Annotated in this window: 18 protein-coding genes, 1 tRNA gene and 1 riboswitch; of the genes, 11 read left to right on the forward strand and 8 right to left on the reverse strand. The window is 51.4% G+C overall.

Annotation, left to right across the window (positions count from 1 at the left end):
* Positions 1-660: 660 nt before the first annotated feature.
* The 4 genes from HYD27_RS26880 to HYD27_RS26895 all read right to left on the reverse strand — a co-directional run bounded on the left by HYD27_RS26880 (position 661) and on the right by HYD27_RS26895 (position 6,883).
* Positions 661-1,692 carry a ribonucleotide-diphosphate reductase subunit beta gene (locus tag HYD27_RS26880; protein ID WP_219220406.1) on the reverse strand — a complete coding sequence of 344 codons (1,032 nt, stop codon included), beginning with the start codon at positions 1,690-1,692 and terminating at the stop codon, positions 661-663.
* Between the two features lie 243 nt (positions 1,693-1,935).
* Positions 1,936-4,269: a ribonucleoside-diphosphate reductase subunit alpha gene (locus HYD27_RS26885; RefSeq protein WP_219220408.1), complete on the reverse strand. Its 2,334-nt coding sequence runs from the start codon at positions 4,267-4,269 to the stop codon at positions 1,936-1,938.
* A gap of 116 nt (positions 4,270-4,385) precedes the next feature.
* Complete coding sequence (nrdG, locus tag HYD27_RS26890) at positions 4,386-4,901, reverse strand: anaerobic ribonucleoside-triphosphate reductase activating protein (protein ID WP_219220410.1); 516 nt, start codon at positions 4,899-4,901, stop codon at positions 4,386-4,388.
* Positions 4,898-6,883 carry an anaerobic ribonucleoside triphosphate reductase gene (locus HYD27_RS26895; protein WP_219220412.1) on the reverse strand — a complete coding sequence of 662 codons (1,986 nt, stop codon included), beginning with the start codon at positions 6,881-6,883 and terminating at the stop codon, positions 4,898-4,900. Before HYD27_RS26895 ends, nrdG begins: the two co-directional genes overlap by 4 nt.
* A gap of 323 nt (positions 6,884-7,206) precedes the next feature.
* Positions 7,207-7,437, reverse strand: a riboswitch (cobalamin riboswitch).
* Between the two features lie 381 nt (positions 7,438-7,818).
* Here HYD27_RS26895 and HYD27_RS26900 point away from each other — a divergent pair.
* The 3 genes from HYD27_RS26900 to HYD27_RS26910 all read left to right on the forward strand — a co-directional run bounded on the left by HYD27_RS26900 (position 7,819) and on the right by HYD27_RS26910 (position 9,145).
* Positions 7,819-8,127 (forward strand): MTH1187 family thiamine-binding protein, encoded by a 309-nt coding sequence (locus HYD27_RS26900; RefSeq protein WP_219220413.1) that lies wholly within the window; start codon positions 7,819-7,821, stop codon positions 8,125-8,127.
* A 36-nt stretch (positions 8,128-8,163) separates the two neighbouring features.
* Entirely contained in the window at positions 8,164-8,940 is a 777-nt protein-coding gene (locus tag HYD27_RS26905; protein ID WP_219220415.1) for a sugar phosphate isomerase/epimerase family protein, read from the forward strand.
* 133 nt (positions 8,941-9,073) lie between these two features.
* A tRNA-Thr gene (locus HYD27_RS26910) sits at positions 9,074-9,145 on the forward strand.
* Positions 9,146-9,954: 809 nt separating this feature from the next.
* Here HYD27_RS26910 and HYD27_RS26915 read toward each other — a convergent pair.
* The gene (locus tag HYD27_RS26915) at positions 9,955-10,401 is read right to left on the reverse strand and encodes a hypothetical protein (RefSeq protein ID WP_219220417.1); all 447 of its coding nucleotides are present in this window, start codon (positions 10,399-10,401) and stop codon (positions 9,955-9,957) included.
* A gap of 93 nt (positions 10,402-10,494) precedes the next feature.
* On the opposite strand from HYD27_RS26915, the gene HYD27_RS26920 reads away from it, so the two are divergent.
* The 3 genes from HYD27_RS26920 (at position 10,495) to HYD27_RS26930 (ending at position 12,045) form a co-directional block, all read left to right on the forward strand.
* On the forward strand, positions 10,495-10,791 hold the full coding sequence (locus HYD27_RS26920; RefSeq protein ID WP_219220419.1) for a hypothetical protein: 297 nt from the start codon (positions 10,495-10,497) through the stop codon (positions 10,789-10,791).
* 75 nt (positions 10,792-10,866) lie between these two features.
* Complete coding sequence (locus tag HYD27_RS26925) at positions 10,867-11,259, forward strand: hypothetical protein (protein WP_219220421.1); 393 nt, start codon at positions 10,867-10,869, stop codon at positions 11,257-11,259.
* Between the two features lie 45 nt (positions 11,260-11,304).
* Positions 11,305-12,045: a hypothetical protein gene (locus HYD27_RS26930; RefSeq protein ID WP_219220423.1), complete on the forward strand. Its 741-nt coding sequence runs from the start codon at positions 11,305-11,307 to the stop codon at positions 12,043-12,045.
* 318 nt (positions 12,046-12,363) lie between these two features.
* Here HYD27_RS26930 and HYD27_RS26935 read toward each other — a convergent pair whose 3' ends face one another.
* Positions 12,364-13,359 (reverse strand): hypothetical protein, encoded by a 996-nt coding sequence (locus HYD27_RS26935; RefSeq protein WP_219220424.1) that lies wholly within the window; start codon positions 13,357-13,359, stop codon positions 12,364-12,366.
* Positions 13,356-13,850: an RNA polymerase sigma factor gene (locus tag HYD27_RS26940; RefSeq protein WP_219220426.1), complete on the reverse strand. Its 495-nt coding sequence runs from the start codon at positions 13,848-13,850 to the stop codon at positions 13,356-13,358. The genes HYD27_RS26935 and HYD27_RS26940 overlap by 4 nt, the downstream gene beginning before the upstream one ends.
* Positions 13,851-14,004: 154 nt before the next feature.
* Here HYD27_RS26940 and HYD27_RS26945 point away from each other — a divergent pair, with 154 nt between their 5' ends.
* The gene (locus HYD27_RS26945; protein WP_219220428.1) at positions 14,005-14,262 is read left to right on the forward strand and encodes a GlsB/YeaQ/YmgE family stress response membrane protein; all 258 of its coding nucleotides are present in this window, start codon (positions 14,005-14,007) and stop codon (positions 14,260-14,262) included.
* Between the two features lie 192 nt (positions 14,263-14,454).
* Here the strand turns inward: HYD27_RS26945 and HYD27_RS26950 are convergent, their stop codons facing one another.
* Entirely contained in the window at positions 14,455-15,363 is a 909-nt protein-coding gene (locus HYD27_RS26950) for a LysR family transcriptional regulator (protein WP_219220430.1), read from the reverse strand.
* Positions 15,364-15,615: 252 nt separating this feature from the next.
* On the opposite strand from HYD27_RS26950, the gene HYD27_RS26955 reads away from it, so the two are divergent.
* The 4 genes from HYD27_RS26955 to HYD27_RS26970 are packed head-to-tail and all read left to right on the forward strand — an operon-like array spanning position 15,616 to position 21,208.
* On the forward strand, positions 15,616-17,223 hold the full coding sequence (locus HYD27_RS26955; RefSeq protein ID WP_219220432.1) for an ABC transporter substrate-binding protein: 1,608 nt from the start codon (positions 15,616-15,618) through the stop codon (positions 17,221-17,223).
* Between the two features lie 45 nt (positions 17,224-17,268).
* Positions 17,269-18,216 (forward strand): ABC transporter permease, encoded by a 948-nt coding sequence (locus tag HYD27_RS26960; protein ID WP_219220433.1) that lies wholly within the window; start codon positions 17,269-17,271, stop codon positions 18,214-18,216.
* Positions 18,217-18,244: 28 nt separating this feature from the next.
* Positions 18,245-19,135, forward strand: a complete 891-nt coding sequence (locus HYD27_RS26965) for an ABC transporter permease (RefSeq protein WP_219220436.1) — start codon at positions 18,245-18,247, stop codon at positions 19,133-19,135.
* A 51-nt stretch (positions 19,136-19,186) separates the two neighbouring features.
* Positions 19,187-21,208, forward strand: coding sequence for an ABC transporter ATP-binding protein (locus HYD27_RS26970; protein WP_219220437.1), 2,022 nt, complete (start codon positions 19,187-19,189; stop codon positions 21,206-21,208).
* Positions 21,209-21,213 lie beyond the last annotated feature (5 nt).

Genomic DNA, 21,213 nt, shown 5'->3' on the forward strand with positions numbered 1-21,213 from the left:
TATAGATTTAATAACTTGCATTAAGTCCAATCCTTCATAAATACGCTTCTTAATTAGTATCACCTTCATCACCTTCAAAAAAAGGTGCTTTCAGATTACACCTTAAGTTAACTGCGGGGAACAGAAAGTTTATTTTGAGTTAAATTATCCTGTCGTTAGGTAATCAAATCATTTTGAGGGAGCTTAATGAAGCTTTTTATCAAGAGTCATATTATTGATGCACAGTACGAGGACGAGGATGCTACAAATAATTAAAAAGGCGAAGGCTTTGTTGCCGGATGCCTGCTTCAGCTACGGCAGCTACAGGGTGGATTTGAACTGATTTGAACCTCCTAGATGATGCGACTGAGAGGCGCACGCAAAAAAGACAGCAGTATACTTACTGCTGTCTGAATAGCACGGTCTGGTTCCATTTTACTCAATCACATCAATTATCCTTCTGAATTTTGGAGAAACGGGCGCTGCCTCTTTTAGAGGACGACGCAGCCGTTTCTTCTCAAAAGATAAGAATTTATATGTTTCCGTATAAATTAACCTTATCTTTCTCGCTGAAACGGATAACGTCCTTATTAAGGACGTTATCCGTTTCCACTTGTGGTTATATTCTAAACAACAACCCCCCTTACACCCGGATATAGATGTTAAGGGGGGGTTAGCGAATTACAGATCGTCGAACCCGTTGTCGTCGCCAACCTTGCCGTAGTTACGGGATTTGGCCTCGAAGAAGTCGGTTTTGGTCGCGTTCAGCGCCTCGTCGGAGAACGGCTTGATCCAGGGCATGCAGTTGACGTCTACGCCGCTGTAGGCCTTGTCCAGACCCATCAGGGCCAGGCGCTTGTTGGCCGTGTATTTGATGTAATCGCTCAGCTCGTTCATATCAATGCCGCGCACATTGGTTAGCGTGTAGTAGCCCCAGTTGGTTTCCAGCTCTACGGCGCGGTCGATGGTGCGGTAGACATTGTCCATATTTTCTTTGGTGTTCAGCTCGGGGAAATCAGCCAGCAGCTGCTTGAACACTTCGGCGAAGAAGTAGCAGTGCTGATTCTCGTCACGCTGGATATAGGAGATCATCTGGCTGGTCGCCATCATTTTTTGGTCGCGGGCCAGGTTGTAGAAGAAGGCGAAGGTACTGTAAAAGAAAATGCCCTCCAGAATCAGATCGGCCACCATCGCCCGGAAAAAAGTCTCCTTGGACGGCGCGTCGCGGAACTCCTGATAGATGTCGGAGATGAACTGGTTGCGCTCCAGCAGCACAGGATCATGCTTCCAATATTCAAAAATCTCCTTCTGCTCGCTGTCCGAGACAATCGAAGAGAGGACGTAGGAGTAGGACTGGTTGTGCACAACCTCCTGCTGCCCGATGATGGCCGAGATGGCCTCCAGCGAAGAATCGGTAAAATAACGCTTCACATCGCCGACGAACATCGTCTGCATGGAATCCAGCACCGCGAGCAGGGCGATGTTGATCTTGAACACGCGCTGCTCTTCCGCTTCCAGCTGCGGGAACTGCTGGGCGTCCTTCGACATCGGAATCTCATCGGCGATCCAGTGGTTCAGCAGCAGCACCTTGTACAGCTTATACATATGCGGCATGCGGATATCGTTCCAGTTCAGAATGCCCGAGCATTCCCCGTCGATGATGCGGGTGGACTGGTTCGGCGCTTCGGTATTAAAAATCTTTTGCAGTTGCATTTCTGGTTCCCTCCTGTATTTTGCACGAAGCTAACTGGTGACTGTTTACTTTAAATATCTGCGCTGAGTCACGGAGAGGAAGTTTGGAGCTGGAGGAGCGTTAGCGTTCGCCTTTGTCTCCGGATTTTATCCGCTTGTAGCGGCATAAATTCAGAAAATCTGGAGACAACAGCGACCGGAAGCCCAAACATTCCTCGCAGTGGCGGTTATAGCGCGCGGGTATTTAAAGTTAGGGTGAAAGGCTTAGCTCGCGCAAGACTCGCACTCTTCTATAGTCAATGCCCGGCTGCGCACATAATACGTAGATTTCAGTCCGCCCTTCCAGGCGTTCAGGTGCAGGTTCAGGAAATCGGTGGCCTTGATGTCGGGCGTCACGTACAGGTTGAAGCTCTGGCCCTGATCGACATGGCGCTGGCGGGCCGAGGCCATGCGGATCGACCAGTTCTGGTCAATCAGGAACGCTGTTTTATAGTACCAGATTGTCTTCTCGGACAAATCCGGTGCCGGGTTGGCGATCTTGTAGGTTGTCTTCTCCTCGTAGGAGAGCAGCTCATACAGCGGATCGATGCTGGCAGTGGAGCCGGCGATGATCGAAGTCGAGCCGTTCGGGGCAATTGCGAACATCCAGGCGTTGCGGACGCCGTCTGCAGCCACTTCCTGCTGCAGCTCGCGCCACTGCTCGGTTGTCACGTATTTGCCTTCCTGCTCGCCGCTGGTGTAACCGCGCGATGTGAAATAAGCGCCGGTCTCCCAGTCGGAACCGGCAAACTTTGGATAGCTGCCCTTCTCGCGGGCCAGCTCCATGCTGGAGCGCACCACCAGATAGTTGATATGCTCATAGAGGTGGTTGTTGTATTCCACGGCTTCGTCGGACTCCCAGCGGATGCCCTCCAGCGCCAGCAGGTGATGCAGGCCGAAGGTGCCGAGGCCGACCGCGCGGTATTGGCTGTTCGTATACTGCGCCTGCAGCACCTCGATATTGTTGATGTCGATAACGTTGTCGAGCATGCGGACCTGGATCGGCACCAGACGCTCCAGCACTCCGGCAGGAACGGCGCGGGCCAGGTGGATGGAGTTCAGATTGCAGACAACGAAATCGCCGGGAACCTTCGAGATGACGATCCGGGTCTGGCCATCCTTGGTGACAAGCTCTTCGCTCTCAATGACAGTGGCGGACTGGTTCTGCATAATTTCCGTGCACAGGTTGGAGGAGAAGACCATCCCCTGATGGCGGTTCGGGTTGGAGCGGTTCACCGTATCGCGGTAGAACATGTACGGTGTGCCGGTTTCCAGCTGAGATTTCATAATCCGCTTCATAATGTCGATGGCCGGCACCGTGATGCGGGACAGCTCCAGATTGGCGGCGGCTTCGGCATACTTTTCACGGAATGAGCCTTGTCCGAGCTGCTCGTCATAGAAATCCTCAAGACCCAGTGCGCGTCCTTTGGCATCCTTCCAGCCCATCACCTTCTTCACTTCATGCGGACAGAACAGGTTCCAGTGGCTTCGGGCTTCTACAGCCTCCATGAACAAATCGGGCAGGCAGACGCCGTGGAACACATCATGCGCGCGCATCCGCTCGTCGCCGTTGTTCAGCTTGAGGTCGAGGAAGGCGAGAATGTCTTTATGGAAGACGTCGAGGTAGACGGCGACGGCGCCTTTGCGCGTGCCGAGCTGGTCCACACTGACGGCGGTATTGTTCAGCTGGCGAATCCACGGGATTACGCCGGAGCTGGTGTTCTTGTGGCCGCGGATATCGGAGCCGCGGGCCCGCACCTTGCCGAGGTAGACGCCGATGCCTCCGCCCATTTTGCTGAGCCGGGCCACATCGGTATTGGAGTCAAAAATGCCTTCGAGCGAGTCGTCCACGGTGTCGATGAAGCAGCTGGATAGCTGTCCGGCGACCTTTTTGCCCGCATTGGACATGGTAGGCGTGGCAGCGGTCATGTAAATATTGCTCATTGCCCAGTAGGCTTCTTTGACCAGATCCAGACGTTTCTCTTCCGGCTCGGTGTGCATGAGGTACATGGCAATAATCATGTAACGCTCCTGCGGAAGCTCCATCACGCGCCCGTCAAAATCATGGGCCAGATAGCGGTCCGACAGGGTCAGCAGGCCGATATAATCGAACAGCAGGTCGCGTGTGTAATCAATGCAGCCGCCAAGTTCTTCAATCTGCTCCCTGGTGTAGCGGGACAGCAGCTCTTCGCGGTAGATGCCCTTCTTCACCAGATCGGTAATCAGCGGATACAGCTCGCCGTAAGGCTCTTCCGGGTAAGCTTTATAGCGCCGGTTGACAGCGGCTTTTTTGTACAGGGAGGTGAGCAGCGAACGCGCGGCGGCGAACTTCCAGTCCGGCTCCTCTTTGGTGACCAGTTCGAGGGCGCTCATCGTGAAGGCGCCACTGATCTCTTCTCCGCTGACCTCGTCACGGCGCAGCTTGGACTGTACTCCGCGCAGCAGGGTTTCTTTGCTTAGCTGGTCCAGGCCTTTCAGGATACGGTCGGCATACACGGAGAGGCGGATTTCGTCAAAAGCCAGTTGGCGGTTATCGGGTTTCACTACGAGCTGTGGCATAAGTCCATACATCCTTTCGTTTTTGGGTTTAATTTTCAATATCAAAAATTGAAATATATGGGCGCAGAGAACGGCCCGCATCAAGGCTTGGCCTGTTCTATGAAAGTTAACAATATTTATAATGCAGCCGGCTGCCAATGTACGATCTCCTTACCGGCAAGACTGGCCTGAATATCAATAATCCGCTGGTTGCTGCTTCCCCGGTAGGGGAGGGTGGTGTCTTTGAGCTCTTCCACAAAACGTCCGTCGACCACGACCTGGCACAAGGCCAGCAGGTTCCATTCCGGCGAACCGGGAGCCGCTGTAAGCTCTTCATACGTGTAGCCGGTGTAAATCCAGATTGAATAGTCCGGCAGCACGCTGCGCAGCTCCTGGATGAAGCCCGCAGCCTCCGCTGCCGAGAAAAAAGGATCGCCGCCTGCCAGCGTCAGCCCGTCCAGCAGGGGATTCGCAGCCATTTCGGCAATGATCTCCCGCTGGCGCTGCGGCGTGAACGGCTCGCCGTAATTGAAATTCCAGGTCTTTGGGTTGAAGCAGCCCGGGCAGCGGTGGCGGCAGCCGCTGAGGAAGATGACGGCCCGCATGCCCTCGCCTTCGTTGATCGATTCCGGGTAATAGCCGCATATATTCATAGATGCTTGACGCGGTCCCTTACTTCGGCTTGCTTGGCGGCGTTGAAGCGGGTCTGGTAGTCGCCGGTCAGATAGCCGGTCACCCGGCGCAGACGGCGGATATGCACATTGTTCTCATGTGCGCCGCAGGAAGGGCAGTTCGTGCCGATCACGCCTTCGTAGCCGCAGTCCGAGCAGCGGTCGACCGGATGGTTGATGCTGAAATAGCTGACCTGCTGCTCCAGCGCATACCGGATGATCTTCACAAAAGCCGCCGGGTTGCTGCGCGCATTGCCGTTCAGCTCCACATAAGAGATCGCGCCCGCATTGCAGTATTCGTGGAAAGGTGCTTCCAGGCTGATTTTTTGTGCGGCGCTCAGCTCATGATAGACCGGGATATGGAAGGAGTTCGTATAGTATTCACGGTCGGTGACGCCGGGAATCGGCCCGATCACCTTGCGGTCCACCTTGGTGAACTTGCCGGACAAGCCTTCAGCCGGCGTGGCAAACAAGGTGATGTTGAGATTCAGCTCGTCGCTCTTGCGGTCGCAGTATTCCCGCATGTGGCGGACAATTGCGAGCGCTTTGGCGTGGATATCCATGTCTTCGCCATGGTGCTTGCCGTACATGGCCTTCATGCATTCCGCCATGCCGATGAAGCCAATCGACAGGCTGCCGTGCTTCAGCAGCTCGCCTACAGGTTCTTCGGGAGCGAGCGCTTCGCCGCCTTCCCAGACGCCTTCGCGCATCATGAAATCAGAAGCTTTGGCCTTTTGGGAGGCCTGGATGCGGAAGCGGTGGAGCAGCCCTTCGAGGGCAACGTCCATGTAATGGTCCAGGTCGTCATAGAAGCCTTCCTCGTCGGCGGCAAGGCGGCGGCCTGTGGCTGTGCCGTAAGCCAGTCCCAGCCGCACCAGATTGAGCGTATTGAAGGACAGGTTGCCTTTGCCGGAGCAATGGTTGCGTCCGAAGCGGTCGCCCAGCACCCGTGTGCGGCAGCCCATGGTTGCAAATTCGGTATCCGGGTCGGCCGGATCATAATATTGCAGATTGAGCGGCGCATCCAGATTGGCGAAGTTCGGATACAGCCTGCGGGCGGAGCATTCAGCCGCCTTGAGGAACAGCCCATAGTTGGGATCGCCCTGCTGCTGGTTTATGCCCAGCTTGCATTTGAAGATCTGGATCGGAAATACCGGCGTTTCGCCGCTCCCGAGGCCGTTCATTGTGGCGGTCAGCAGCGAGTTGATCACCATCTGTCCCTCAGGCGAGGTGCAGGTGCCGTAGTTGATGCTGGTGAAGGGAATCTGTCCTCCCGAGCGGCTGGACATCGTATTGAGATTATGTATCATGCTCTCCGCTGCCTGAAGGGTTTCGCTCTCGGTCTCCTTCAGCGCAAAGCGGAAGGCCCGGGGATACTGCTCTGCGAGATCGCTGCGGCTCATGGTGATTTCACCAAGGCGGTCTCCGGCTTGTCCCTCTTCGAAATATTCCAGTCCCTTGCGGAACAGCTTGGCGAAGGATTTGGTCACATAAGGGGCCAGATCATAATCCAGCTTGTTGGCAGATACGCCGCCGTATTGGGCATTCTGCTGCGACTGGAAAATAATCGCCACAAGCGACATTGCGGTCATAATCGAGTTGGGAGGACGCACGCTGCCATTGCCGGTGTTGAAGCCTTCGCGGAGCAGCCGCTCGAACGGGATAAAGATGCAGTTGGTGGTTCCGATCGCGTACTGGTCGAGATCGTGGACATATACCACATTGTCGAGAGTCGCCTGCACCAATTGCGGCGGCATCGTGAAGTTGCGGGCGTACCATTTGGAATACTCACTGCCGAACTTGCTCATTTTGCCGGAAAAGCTCTCTCCGTTCAAATTGGCATTCTCGCGCAGCAGATCCAAATCCCGGCTGTCGATAATATCCCGCCCTAAATGGATCACTTCCTCCAAAAGAACCTCCTGTGCAGCCTGACTACCGTTATACCGTTTCTCCAGCAGCGTCATTGTATAGCTCTCCTCTCGATATATAAGAACGTTCTGACAATAAGACATGGATTTAGGACCTGTAAATCCTTGATATCTTAAAAAAAGCATCTCCCGCCGAGAATGGCGGAAAATGCCCGAATGCGTAATGCAAATAGCCGAAGCCGGATATTTGCGGATGGTCTCCATGGAAAGAAGCTTTCCCGCAGAAGCCGATACCTGAGCGCGATAATGCTTATCGCATTCAGGTATCGGCAGCCTTGGCTCCCCAGCGCTCAGGAAGGCTAATTCTGCTTGTGCAGGCCGCATGCGGACACCTCTCCTGTTCCTCGCAGGCGCTAAATTATGGTGTCCGGAAACAGGCAGGTCTCCTGGCTTCCGGCGAGTCCTGAGGCGCCTTCCCAAGGGATGTCGGCCCTCAGTGGCGTAAGCCTCGGGATAAGGCTCCGCAACGCTTCTGGAAGCCTGCGGGGCATCCGGTTACAGTGGCGGGACCACAGCGGATTTGCACCGCGCTTCCCTATTAAGCTTCAACCCTCCTGAAAGAGCGAAGCACCTGTTTCCACTATATTTTGTTGTCGTTAGATAAAAATAACCCAATATCTTGTGTTTGTAAACATTTTTTTGCGAGTCCGCGCCAGAAGCGGGTTCGGCGGATTTACTCACAGCTGATCCACAGCTAGTCCACAGCAGATCGCCGGATGATCCCCAGACAGTCCACAGGTAATCCACAGCATGCCGATAAAATTTACCGAATCGGGTTCATAATTTGTCCCAAAATACGCCACAAAGGTTACATAAATATAGTGCGTATGATCCTGGAAGTTTGTGTCTGACGGATGGAGGCTGCCGGAAACTTTTCTGCAGAGATTTATGGCGATTTGTGGGGGGAGACGGGAGTTGCTACAATAGAAGGACAGGAGAATTATTAACAAGGGATATGGGAGGGATTCAGAATGGCTATTGGCGAAGTAACTGTAATTCCGATTGGTACAGGCAGCACCAGCCTAAGCAGCTATGTGGCCGACATGCAGCGCGTGCTGGAGACGGTGGAAGGCATTGCCTTTGAGCTGACATCCATGGGTACGATTATTGAAGGGCCGGTGACTCGGATACTGGCTGCCGTAGAAGCGCTGCATGAATCTCCATTTACCGCGGGAGCGCAGCGGGTGTCCACCTCGCTGAAGATTGATGACCGCCGCGACAAGCCTTCCACAAGCCGCAGCAAGCTGGAATCGGTAGAGCGCAAGCTGCTGGCGGAATAGTTCTGACAGACCAGGCATAAAAGGAGCGGATGTTTAATGACAACAACAGCACAGCAGATCGGAATACAGATGTACACGCTGCGGGACCAGGCGGAGAAGGATTTTCTGGGCACGCTGCGCAAGGTGGCGGAGATCGGCTACAAATCGGTGGAGTTTGCCGGGTATTTCGGCGTATCGGCTGCAGAGCTGCGCAGGACGCTGGCTGAGCTTGGGCTGGCTGCTCCTTCGGCGCATGTCGGCCTGGATTTCAGCAATCTGGACAATATGCAAAGCGCGCTGTCGAAGGAGATCGATTATGCTCAGGAGCTTGGGCTGCAGTATATCATCACTCCCTCGGCGCCGGTTCCGCAGATTCCGACACTGGACGACGTGATTTCCCTGATTCCGTTCTTCGAAAAAGCCTCCGAGCTGGTACGGGCGGCGGGTATGAAGTATGGCTACCACAACCATGATTTTGAGTTCAGGCAAGTGAACGGGCAGGCCGTCATCGATATCTGGCTGGAACGCATTCCCGCAGAGCATATGGTGGCGGAGTTTGATCTGGGCTGGGTGCATGTGGGCGGGGCTATTCCGGCGGAATATGTATCCCGTTATGCCGGGCGCGTTCCGCTGGTCCACATCAAGGATTTCGGCGCAGGGCATGAGGAAGCCGATCTCGGAAAGGGCCAGGTGGACTTCGCAAGCGTGTTCGCTGCGGCCGGTGAAGCCGGAATTCAGCACTATATCGTGGAGCAGGAGGTCTTCGCTTCCTCATCTCTGGAGAGCGCCCGGCTGGCGCTGGATTACTTCCGCAAACGGGGAATGGCGGAATAAGCCTCAGGAGCTTGCAGGCGCATCGCCGCCGCGGGCCTGCACAAAATGAAGCTGTTGAACCTCTTGAGAGAAAAGGTTGCGTTTTTTCCCAGACGTTGTATAATGTATTTTGTTTGGCGGAAAAATGCTGTAAGCTGGTGTAGCTCAGGGGTAGAGCAACGCACTCGTAATGCGTAGGCCGGGGGTTCAATTCCCTTCACCAGCATCCTTAAGAATTCAATCGTAGCGCGGTCTCCCGGAGGTATGGGGCCGCGCTTTTTTTATGGAAAAGGTCGATCTTCTAACCTTTACTACGATAAAGTGATGTACTTTAGGGTGCGCAGACCTCAATTACCAGACAGGTAATAATTATATAATTGAATTTAACTACTTGCTCTGCATGAAGAATAGTTCTGTTTATAAAGTAGGGTTTGTGTTTTGATGATTTATAAAGGTTTTTTCGTATTAGCGCATATAGTTTTTAATCGCTACCGATTTAATACCCCTCAGCTTGCTGCGTACTAACAAAGCTTGATAGGGATTTATGGACGAGGCATGTGATTTCACTGATCACTATTCACAATAGAGGGTGTCGAGCGCCCAAATGGTCACCTTATGTTTCTTTTAAAATTGTCCTTTAATGATTCGTACTTGGCGCAGCCAGTAGTATAACGAAGATAAGTCAGGATTTTTGAATCGTGTTTTTGGGAATTGGAATTTTCCAGTTTTGAAACTTATTTCAAACAGCTAATGCGCGGGCTTAAAATGCCCCGTGGCTTTTTGTTCTTTTGTTCAAAAGTCTGCTGTTGGTTCCCCCCCCGGAGAGAAATCTATGCATCCAGCGTCCCTTTTTTATTTCTATCGACACGCGGCATACGCGCGCAACCGTTCTGTTTGACACTATCAGATGCGAATCCAAACCGCGTTTCACGTTAAGGTTACTTCTTGATATTCAGATAAGTATTCCAATTTATTCTCTTTAAATCAAAAATGGCGTATGCCGGGTGCATCTGGCATACGCTCATAACAAGTTTTTTAAGGATTATCAAATGCTATGTGTTCTTCGTTTCCGTCGTTCCATTTAATCGTAAGGGTGATATCTTCGCCTTCCCGAGGTAAATTGTTGCTTGAAGTTCTGGAGAAAATTGAATCATTGTTGTTTACAAATACTGAGTTTTTACTACTTTCAGAGCCTAGTGTACCACTCAGGTGAGAAACACCTGGGCTATCAAGTTGATAGGCTACAGAATACATGATCTCTGATAAATCTAAGGGGTAAATAATGAGGTCAAGGTGATACTTTATATTTTCATCTACCGACTCCCTAATAATATAATCAGCTTTCCAATGTTTACTTTCTCCTTGTAATCTCAGTACTTCTTTCAAATTTGAATCGGGAATATCTTTGGCTACTCTAGTACAACTCGAGAATAACATAGTTACGAATAACAATATTAAACAATACTTTATTATTTTCTTCATGTAATCCCCTCCTTTTAGATTTTTTAAATAAATATTCCTTTTTTTTACTAATTTGGTATATAGTATAATTATACCATAAAAGGAGGATACTTGATGTATTTTAGAAAAAAAACAAAAATTTCTTCACTGTTATTGGCATCCGTTATACTGGTTTCTTCTTTGGGAACAACCGTTAGCGCCGCAACTGAAAGCATCGGTTCTAATCAGCAATTAGTAAAGGTTGAGAAGAACGCTAGTAAAGAAAGCTTGGTTATGGATTTAATACGTTCCAGTGGTGGTGTACTGAGAAATGTTGAGACTGGTGAGACTCTTGACCTCAAGGTAGAAAGCACTAATACTCAAATAGTTAATGATTCTTTTGATTTCCAATCCAATAAAAGTGATATATAAGAGACTGCAACCGAAGCCACTGTAACACAACCAACAGAGTACAAAGCCGAAGTTGTTATTGCAGCGAATGTACCTATGACAAAAGCAGATTATAAGGATGATCCAAGTCTCTCTGTTAGAGTGTATATGACTATCTACTACACTCTGTATCCATCGGGTACTTTTAACTATGCGGGCATTACTAAAATTTCCTATCGATTTGAGAACTATGATTCCTCAGTCTCAGTTGAAAATAAAAAAATTCAAATTGGACAAGCGGGTATCGGAATTTCTGGTACTACACATCCTTATGATCAGTATGTAAGTCGTAATGCTTTAACTAGTGAAACTATTTTAGTTAGTGGTTTTGGATGGGAACCCGTTTTATGGGGGGGGATAGGTACTGCTGTTGCAGCTACAGTATCTGCTGATCTACATAGGGGGACTAGTTCATCCTGGAGTTTATCATTTCAATTAGTAATAACATAATTAACTTTGAAATTATTCTGTTATTTATACTGGGAGGAATTAATTATGTTTTTTTTGAAAAAGGCAAAATTATTTTCAGCTATATTATCATCTGTTCTACTTGTTACTTCTTTGGGAGCAACTGCGAGCGCCACAAATGTAAACATTAGTACAAATCAGAAATTTATACAAGTGGATAAAAATGAAAATGTAGCAAGTACAGTGATTAATTCAATAAAATCATCCAATGGTCAACTGAAAAACGTTGAGACAGGTGAGATTATAGACCTCGAGGTGGAAAGCGCTAGTACTCAAATAGTTAATGATGATACTAACATCCAATCCAATAGAGGTGTTACAGCAGATACTACAACAAAATACAAAACCGAAGCAGTTCTTAGAGCTACCTCTGATACAATATCGGATAATAAGTCTGATAATAGTTTGGGTATGACTGTTTTTATGACAATCTACTTCTCTACATATTCAAAAAGTCTTCGCACCTATGTTGGTATTGATAAAATTTCCTATAGATTTGAGGTCTATGATACCTCTATCACAGTATCTAACAAAAAAATTGAAATTGTACAAGTTGGAGTCGGATACTATAGTGGTTCTTCACTCCTAAATCAAGTAACAACACGTAATGCCTTATTGAGTGAGACTATTTTAGTAAGTGGATTTGGATGGGAACCAGTTGGTCTTGCTGCAAACTATTATGCTAATATAACGGCTGTATTATCAAGGGGAATTAGCTCAAACTGGAATTTTAATTTTCCATTAGTAATTCCAAGTTTCAATCCCTGAATGCAAGTGAATGTCATTCACAATTCGATTTTCACTGTATGCACAGCTGATTTAGGCTGCGGCCATATTAAAGAGATGCCGAAGCTGAGTATATTTCAGCAGTAGCGGGCGTTGAAATGAAGGCTTGTACGGGCAGCATCAGCGCTGCCAAATGGTTCTGATAATGATCCAAGTGATTGTGTTCACCGTATCGCTTCCTCCATATAAGAAGAGGCTGCAGTCTTTGAACAATATTTGCTTCCCCGGCAAAAAAAACAGCCTGCTTGAATGAGCCAGGCTGTTTTTTTGCATTTTGAGCGTTATTTTGTTGTTTGGCGCTTATTTGGATGGACTCATGCTGTCCCACAGTGCTTGGAACGCGCCGGATTCAACCTTGAAGAATACCGGGGCATTGCCGTAGCGGACCAGCCCTTGTCCGAACAGGGTAAGTTCTACCCGGGCCTTGTCGTTGAGCTCCAGGTAGATGACCTTGCGGTCTTCGTTGTCGTAGATGCCTTGCTCGATCAACGGCTCTGCCGCCTGTGGTTTGGCCGTTTGAAGTGCTGCCAGGAATCCTTCCAGCGCTGCGCCATCGGCAAGCGGCGCGTACAGCTGCAAGCCGTTGTTCCAGCTGTCGAAGCTTTCCCACTGGACGGAAGCGATCCGGCCTTCGAGATTCAGCTTGCCGAACAGGTCCGCACCGCTGCTTACGGTGATGCCGTTCGTATGTTCGTACAGGTCAGCGTAAACCTGGCCGTCGATTTCCGTATAGGACATAATCAGGAATTCCGGATCGTATCCCTTCACGGCATAGATATCCGCTTCCCCGATGTTGGAGGACAGCTCGATATATTCATCCTTGCCGCTCCATTCATCGATGCCGCCTGTAGTCCGTCCCAGCTTCTCGCCGCGCAGCGCAGCGGCATCGCCCGCGTCAATGCGGGTCGCCGCTTGGGTATAGATATTGTTCTTATACACAACCAGAGCAATCATGCTTGCCATTACGCCGGAATCCTTATCCGGCAGCTCCAGCTTGGGAATGACAATGCTGCCGGACGTGCCTGTATCAGAGCCGCCCGATCCGGCAGCTCCCGGATTGACCTGGGCCACCTGGCCCGGTTCTGCCGGTCCGTTCAACTGCTGCCATAGACCAGGTGCGGCCAGGCCGATCCCGGCGGCGAGCACAACGCTTGCCGCGATATAGGCGGTCTTGCGCGGACGCTTCCGCTCCGGCCCCTGCTCCGCTTTGCGGATCAACCCTTTTTTCATCTCTTCGCCTGCTTTCATCGAATCCACCGCTTTCTTATATGTTGTGCGAAACTGATCTTCCTTCACTGCGGTTCAGCTCCTTCCAGCTCCAGTTTTAACAGCTGCCGTCCCCGCTGAAGTCTCATCTTCACGGCGGACTCGCTGATTTGCAGAATCCTGCTGATCTCCTGGACGGGATAATCCTCGTAATAATACAGATGGATAACGGTCTTATACTTCACGGGCAGCGCCAGCACCAGCTGCAGGAGCGCCAAATCCCCGGGGGTGTCCGCCGTAGCCGGCTCCATTCCCTCCAGCTTAACCTCGCGTTTGCGCCAGCCTCTGCCCAATAACGTTTTGCAATGATTGGTGATCACCCGGATCAGCCATGCCTTCTGATGTTCGGCATCCTTGAATACGGGCGCTTTTTCCATTAATTTGATGAAGGTATCCTGAGTGGCTTCCTCAGCATCCTCGCGGCTGCCCAGATGGACCATGGCAATCCGGAACAGCATATCTGCATAGGCTTCGTAACTCTTCATCACATGATTCCCCGGCCGGGCCATGGATCGCTGCATGAGGCTCTGCCCTCCTTTATCTATAACACCATTAAGGACGGCATTTGGTCACATTTTGTTCCCGGGAAATTCGGTTTGCGGGTTATTAATTAAATCAGGACACATCCCCCGGACTCCGGCATACCTTAAACAAACAGATTGAAGGAGGAAGATAATGTACCTGATATGGATATTAATAATCGGCGGTCTTATTGGATGGCTGAGCGGCAATTTGATCGGAAGAGATGTGCCAGGCGGCATTGCGGGCAATATTATAGCCGGCTTCATTGGTTCGTGGCTGGGGGTGGAGCTTCTGGGGGCGCGGGGACCTGTTGTCGGCGGATTCCACATCATTCCGGCCGTAATCGGGGCTATACTGGCGCTGCTCATTTTCTTCTCCATTACACGTGCAGGAGGATTCCGGAAACGATAATTATTTCTGACATTCTGGAGAAGGTCAAAGGGGAGCAAGGACAGCGGACGGAAGAAACGGATGAAACCGCTATACGCTGCGAAGCCGGCTCCCCCTCCAGGCATTTTGGATTGGAAAACTTGCGGACATCGAATTCAGGTGCCCGCTTTTTTGCGGTTCTGCCGGCGTTTGTCCGGAAACGGACGGGGGGCTCTAGGGCTGCGGCTCCATTCGGTTTGCGGACAGAGAAGCCGAGCAGAGATCGAGGAACAGGGTATCGACGGCATTCAGCTTTTGTTTGTTGTAGATTACAAAGGTCTGGCGCATGGGAAAGGGATTGCCTTCGATCGGAATGGGGATTAACGAACGCTTTGCCACTTCATGGCCCATGTATGAAGGCGCGAACAGGGTGGCTCCGTAATTTCCGGCTACCATTTGTTTGATCAGCTCCAGATTATTCATTTCGTATTGGACATTCAGATTCAGATTCATCCGCTTGAAGGCAAACTCAATCGTCTCCCGGTACTGCTTGCCTTCCTGATACAGAATGAGGGGGTGCTGCTCGATATCCTGCAGGGATACAGCGGAACGTGCGGCCCACGGATGCTTGTGGGAGACGATGAAATAAATATGCTCGTTGTTCAGCAAACGGAAGGAGAGCTCGCTGTCCTCGATGGAATAGCGGGTTACACCCAGGTTGATGGTGCCCATCCGGATTGCGCGAATCACTTCGCTTGTGGAGAAGGAATGAACCTTGATATTAGTCTGGGGAAAATATTTAATGAAATTTTCCAGAATGGTAAACAAAAACAGATTGCTCAGGGAATTGGCGCAGCCAATCTCCAGTTGAACCTCTTCCTGCTTTGCCGCTTTATCCACCGCGACCTGCCCCTGCTCCAGCACCTCCAGAATTTTCAGGGCATACGGATAAAATGCCTTGCCTTCAGGTGTAAGCTGATTGCCGCTTTTACGCCGAATGATCAATGCCTTCCCGATACTTTTTTCTAATTGCAGAATGCGCTGGGACACGGTTGGTTGCGGAAGAAACAGCTCCTCAGCGGCCTTTTGAAAGCTGCCGGAGTGGTAGACGGTCAGAAATGTTTTGATAAGTTCGAGTTTCACCGGACTTCGCCTCTTTCTGAAGGTTAACTAACATTACATAAAATATGGATTGTGAAAACGAATACATCCATTTTACTTATATTTTAATTTAATTTTGATATTTTACACGTAATTAATACTAACATAAAATAAGAGAAACCTAAGAGTCAAGTGAAGTTAAGGAATGTTTATGTAATATAAACTGACTTCTGTTGGCATGCGGGTGAAGTATTCAAAAAATACAATCTATCCAGGATCAGGAGGTCAGCGAGAGTGGAAGCAGCTAACAGAAGATGGCATCGTTTGGGATGGGTGGTCTTTTTATCCGTTTTGGTTCTCATTACGGCCTGCGGCGGCAACGCAGGCGGCAACTCAACCGGAAGCGGTTCTCCTGCAACCGGGGAAGAAGTGACATCCGGGAATGCAGGGGGCGGGGAGGGAAGCGGCAAGACACTGCGAATCCGGTACTATGATGATCCTGCAGGATTCGATCCGGCGACGATATTTCGGGTGGAGAATGAGAATATCGCCTTTAATATTTTCAGCGGATTGACCACGTATGACTCCAGGAGCGGAGAGATCATTCCGGATTTGGCTGAAAGCTGGACCACTGAAGATAACAAGACCTGGAATTTCAAACTGCGGGAAGGCGTGCAGTGGCAGCAGGGCTATGGCGAATTCACCTCGGCGGATGTGCTTTACAGCTATCAGCGCATTCTGGACCCCGCAGTTGCTTCCCCCTATGCAAACGAATTTAAAAATGTAGAGTCCTTTGAAGCGCCCGAGCCTTACGTCTTTGTTGTGAAGCTCAAGACACCCGACGGGAACTTTCTTCACCAGGTTGCCAACTATCATCAGGGACAGATTGTAAAGAAAGAGGCGGTTGAGAAGCTGGGCGACCAGTTTATGTGGAATCCCGTAGGTACTGGCCCTTACTACATTGACAGCATTAAGACAAATTCCCAGATTGTCATGGTGCGCAATGAGGATTATTTCCGCGGACCGGCACCGATCGAGAAGCTTGTCTTCAGCATCATTAAGGATGACGATACCGCAGCTATCGCTTTGCAGAACGGCGAAGTGGATGTGGCGATGCGAATTGAAAAGACTGAATTGCTGCAGCGCTTGGAGGCTGCCGGGTTCAAGCTTAATCCGCTGTATGACCGGGCTGTCAACGTGAGGATTTTCAATACAACCGTCAAGCCGCTTGACAATGTGAAGGTGCGGCAGGCCTGGGCCCATGCCGTGGACTGGGCGGGGAATATTGAAGCAACCAATCCGCTTGGTGAGTCGCCGACGACTAATCTTTTGCCCAAATGGATGAGCGTGTATAGCGAAGATGTGCCTGTGTATGACTATAACCCCGAAAAAGCCAAGGAACTGCTCACAGAGGCCGGCTTTCCCGATGGCTTCACTATAACGATGCATGTCCGGGATGTGGAGGAAATCGACCAGCTGGAACAGGAGAACCTGAGGGCTGTCGGCATTGATCTGAAGTTTGAAATCGTAGAAGCCGCACAATATAACCAGATTCGCAATGATGGCACGTTTGAAGTTTCCGGACGTCTGCTTCCGGCCATTAATCCGGATACGATTCTCTTTAGCTACCTGCATCCGGATAATATCGCGCCGAAGGGGATGAACGGAGCGCACTACGACAACCCTGATCTGACCGCCAAGCTGGAGGCCGCGCGGACCGAGATTGATCCCGACAAGCGTAAGACGCTGTACGCAGAGGTGCAGAAGATTGCCCTGACTGATCTGCCTTATATTCCGATGCTGTCTGCAAACGGGTACTGGCCGAGCGCCCAAAAGGTGCAGAATGTGATCATCAATCCGTTGTCGGAGGTCAATTTCTACGAAGTGGATATCACGCAGTGAGGCGGGAATAAAATCTATCAAAAGTGCAAGAAGGGGTGACTGTCTATGAATGCATATCTATTGAAAAAAGTAGGACAGCTCATACCAACTGTCTTTGGTGTTGTAACGCTGGTATTCATCGTCATCAGGTTGATTCCGGGCGATGCGGCATCAGTCATGGCCGGAGACAGCCTGTCGGGCGATGCGCTGCTGGCCTTGAAGGAGCGCATGGGGCTTGATCTGCCGATCTGGGAGCAATATCTTCAATATTTGGTGCATTTACTGCGGTTTGACTTGGGAACAACACTTTTGACCGGCCAATCCGTTCGCCAATTGATTCTGGAAGCCTTGCCGATCACATTTATTATGGCCCTGCTCACGATTTTGATTGCTTGCGTGATCGGCATTACCTTAGGAACGCTGGCTGCCTTCACCGCGCATAACGGCAAACGGGCGATTGACCGTTTTCTGACATGGGCCTCCATGCTGGTGGATCTGATGCCCTCCTTCTGGGTAGCGCTGCTGTTCATGCTGCTCTTCACACTGGCGCTCGGCTGGCTTCCGGCAACCGGTGCCATCGACTTCGGTGATCCGGCCGGATTGCTGAAGCGGATTGCTCTGCCGATGATCGTTCTCTGCCTCGGGCAAATTTCCACGATTCTCAGAATTACCCGGACCTCTGTGCTTGAGGTGCTGAATGAAGATTATATCCGTACCGCAAGGGCGTTTGGAACACCGCAGCTGCTGGTGATTTTCCGTCACGCGCTGAAGAATGCGGCTATGCCGATTCTGACTGTCACCGGTCTTGCCTTCGGCACGCTGATGAACGGGACGGTAATCACGGAGTTCATCTTCTCAATCCCGGGAATCGGATCGCTGCTGATCGGCGGCATCAAGATGCGGGATTACACACTGGTACAGAATGTGATCCTTGTCTACTCGCTTTTGTTCATATTGGTCAACACCGTCACGGATATTCTTTACCGGTATATGGACCCGAGAGTTAAATTTTAGATTAATAATCAGGAAAGGAATTGAGGATATGGAAAATAGTGCTGAAGGCTCATTGCGGCGGAGCGCCCGGTTTTCCTTGCGGCGGCCCAAGGCCCATCCCGTTTTTGCACTGTTGAAGAACAAGCAGGGTGTGGCGGGCCTGTTGATCCTGATTCCGCTAATTGCCGTTGCCCTGTTTGCTTCCGTCCTCCCGCTTGAAGACCCGCTCAAGACGAATATCAAGGAGGGGCTGCATGCTCCTTCAACGGACTATTTCTTCGGGACCGATAAAATCGGACGCGATATTCTGAGCCGGACGGTCTCGGGCATGCAGAATTCCATGGCTGTCGGTTTCTCCGTCGCCCTCATTACGCTCTTGGGCGGACTCATGATCGGAACGGTTTCAGGATTCTTCGGTGGGCGCTGGGACCGGTTTATTATGACGATTGTTGACATCTTTCTTTCATTTCCCTCCCTGCTGCTGGCCATTGCCCTGGTAGCGATATTCGGTGCCGGTATGCTTCCTGTAATTGCGGCCATTTCTATTGCCGATCTGCCGCGTTCAATCCGGCTGCAGCGCTCTCTGGTACTGAGTGTGAAATCGAGGACATTCATTGATGCGGCGCGTATTGTATCCGCGCCTGCCAGCTGGCTGATGTTCCGGCATATTGTTCCGAACACCCTTGCGCCAATGCTGGTATCCGCAAGCATTGTGGCAGCCAACGCCATACTTACGGAAGCGAGCCTCAGCTTCCTTGGGCTTGGGATTACGGCCCCGGAGCCTTCCCTGGGCAACATCATTAAGGACGGGCAGCCGTATTTGCAGGAGGCTTGGTGGATTTCCACGATGCCGGGACTGGTCATCTTCATCATCGCCATCAGCCTTCATCTGCTGTCCGATGGAATGCGGGAGGTGCTTGACCCGCGGGCCAGACGGTAGCGCTTCGGGACGCGTTCAACAAGCCGCCATCTGAGAAAAGGAGGAAGAAGCATGGAGAAGCAGGAGACGCTGCTCGCCGTTAAAGACCTGCATACACATTTTGAAACCGAACGCGGCAGAGTACAGGCCGTCAACGGAGTATCCTTCGAGCTTAAGCGGGGGGAACGCCTGGCGGTGGTGGGGGAAAGCGGCTCGGGTAAAAGTGCTATGGCCATGTCTTTGCTGCAGCTGTTATCCTACCCGGGCAAGGTTGTGGCCGGATCAGTTAAGCTGGAAGGCCATGATCTTCTGCAAATGTCCGAACGGCAGCTGAATGAAGTCAGGGGCGGAGCAATCGGTACGGTGTTTCAGGACCCGATGACCTCGCTTGATCCGGTGATGACTGTGGAGGACCAGCTGGTCTACACGATGCGCAGACATATGAAGATGGACCGGAAGCCTGCAACGCAACGGGCCGTGGAGCTTCTTGGAATGGTAGGGATTCCGGACCCGGAGGTCAGAGTGAAGAACTATCCCTACGAATTAAGCGGAGGAATGAGACAGCGGGTTCTGATTGCCATGGCGCTGTCCTGCAACCCGAAGCTGATTCTGGCGGATGAACCGACAACTGCGCTGGATGTGACAATACAGGCCCAAATTATCGGGTTGTTGAAGGACCTGTCCGTCAAGACAGGCTGTGCGATGCTGTTTATTACACATGATCTTGGTCTTGTCGCCCGGTTTGCCCAGAAGGTGGCGGTGATGTACGCCGGGAAAATTGTCGAATATGGAACAGTTCAGGAGATATTTGCGAATCCGCAGCATCCCTATACCCAAAGCCTGCTGAATACGATTCCCAGGGCGGATGGCTTGAAGCGGAAACGGCTGCTGCAGATTGAAGGGTTCCCTCCTGATATGCGGCTGCCCATCCAGGGGTGTTCCTTTAAGGACCGTTGCCCTGCAGCTACCGCGCTCTGCGGCAAGGAGACTCCTGCGCTTACTTCCCGTTCAGATACCCACAGTGCCGCTTGTCTGGTGGAGGGGGGCATGATGAAAGGGGCGGTCTCCGTTCTGCAGGACGAAGAAGCCTGTATCACAGTGGAGCATGCACCGAGAATCCCGAAATCCGCGGAGCCGGTGCTTGAAATCAAATCCTTGAAGAAGCATTTCGAGACCTCCTCGTTCTTCAAAAAGAAGCGGGTGGTGCGGGCAGTCGACGGCATTGATATCTCCCTGCTGCCGGGGGAAACGCTGGGTGTTGTGGGTGAGTCCGGCTGTGGGAAGAGTACGATGGCCCGGCTGCTGCTCCGGCTGGAGGAACCAAGCGATGGGAATATCTTCGTGGATGGCGTGGATATCGCCCATCTGAAAGGAGATGAATTGTACGCTTACCGGAGTAAGGTGCAAATGGTCTTTCAAGACCCGTATTCCTCCTTCAATCCGAAGATCACGATCCGCCAGATTATAGGGGAGCCGCTGAACGTAAGGAAAATCGGGACGGCGGAGGAACGGGAGAAACGGATTTGTGAGCTGATCCTGACTGTGGGGCTGGATACCGCCTATCTGGACCGTTATCCGGGCCAGCTCAGCGGAGGACAGCGCCAACGGATCGGAATTGCCCGTGCGCTGGCCTTGTCCCCCTCAATTATCGTGGCGGATGAACCCACATCGGCGCTGGATGTATCGGTCCGCGCTCAAGTCATTAACCTGCTTGTCGACCTGCGTGAGAAGCTCGGAATCAGCATTGTGTTCATCTCGCATGATCTGTCAGTCGTCCGCCATATTTCCGACAATATCGTCGTTATGTATCTCGGGAAAGTGGTGGAATTCGGCCCTGCGGCGGAGGTGTTCAGTAAGCCCAAGCATCCCTACACGAAGGCATTGCTGCTGGCAGCGCCGCTTCCTGATCCCGGACTGGAGGAGAACCGGGAAATTGAGCTGCTGAAGGGGGAACTGCCCAGTCCGGCAAATCCGCCCAAGGGCTGCCGTTTTAGCACGAGATGCCCGATTGCTGCGGACCGCTGCAGGGAGGAACTGCCGGAGCTTGATCCGGCCGGCGGCTCCCGCAAGGTCGCCTGCTTTTTCGCATCCTAAATGAA

It is taken from the genome of Paenibacillus sp. S150 (genome assembly GCF_019352175.1).
Classification (GTDB): Bacteria; Bacillota; Bacilli; order Paenibacillales; family Paenibacillaceae; genus Paenibacillus_AQ.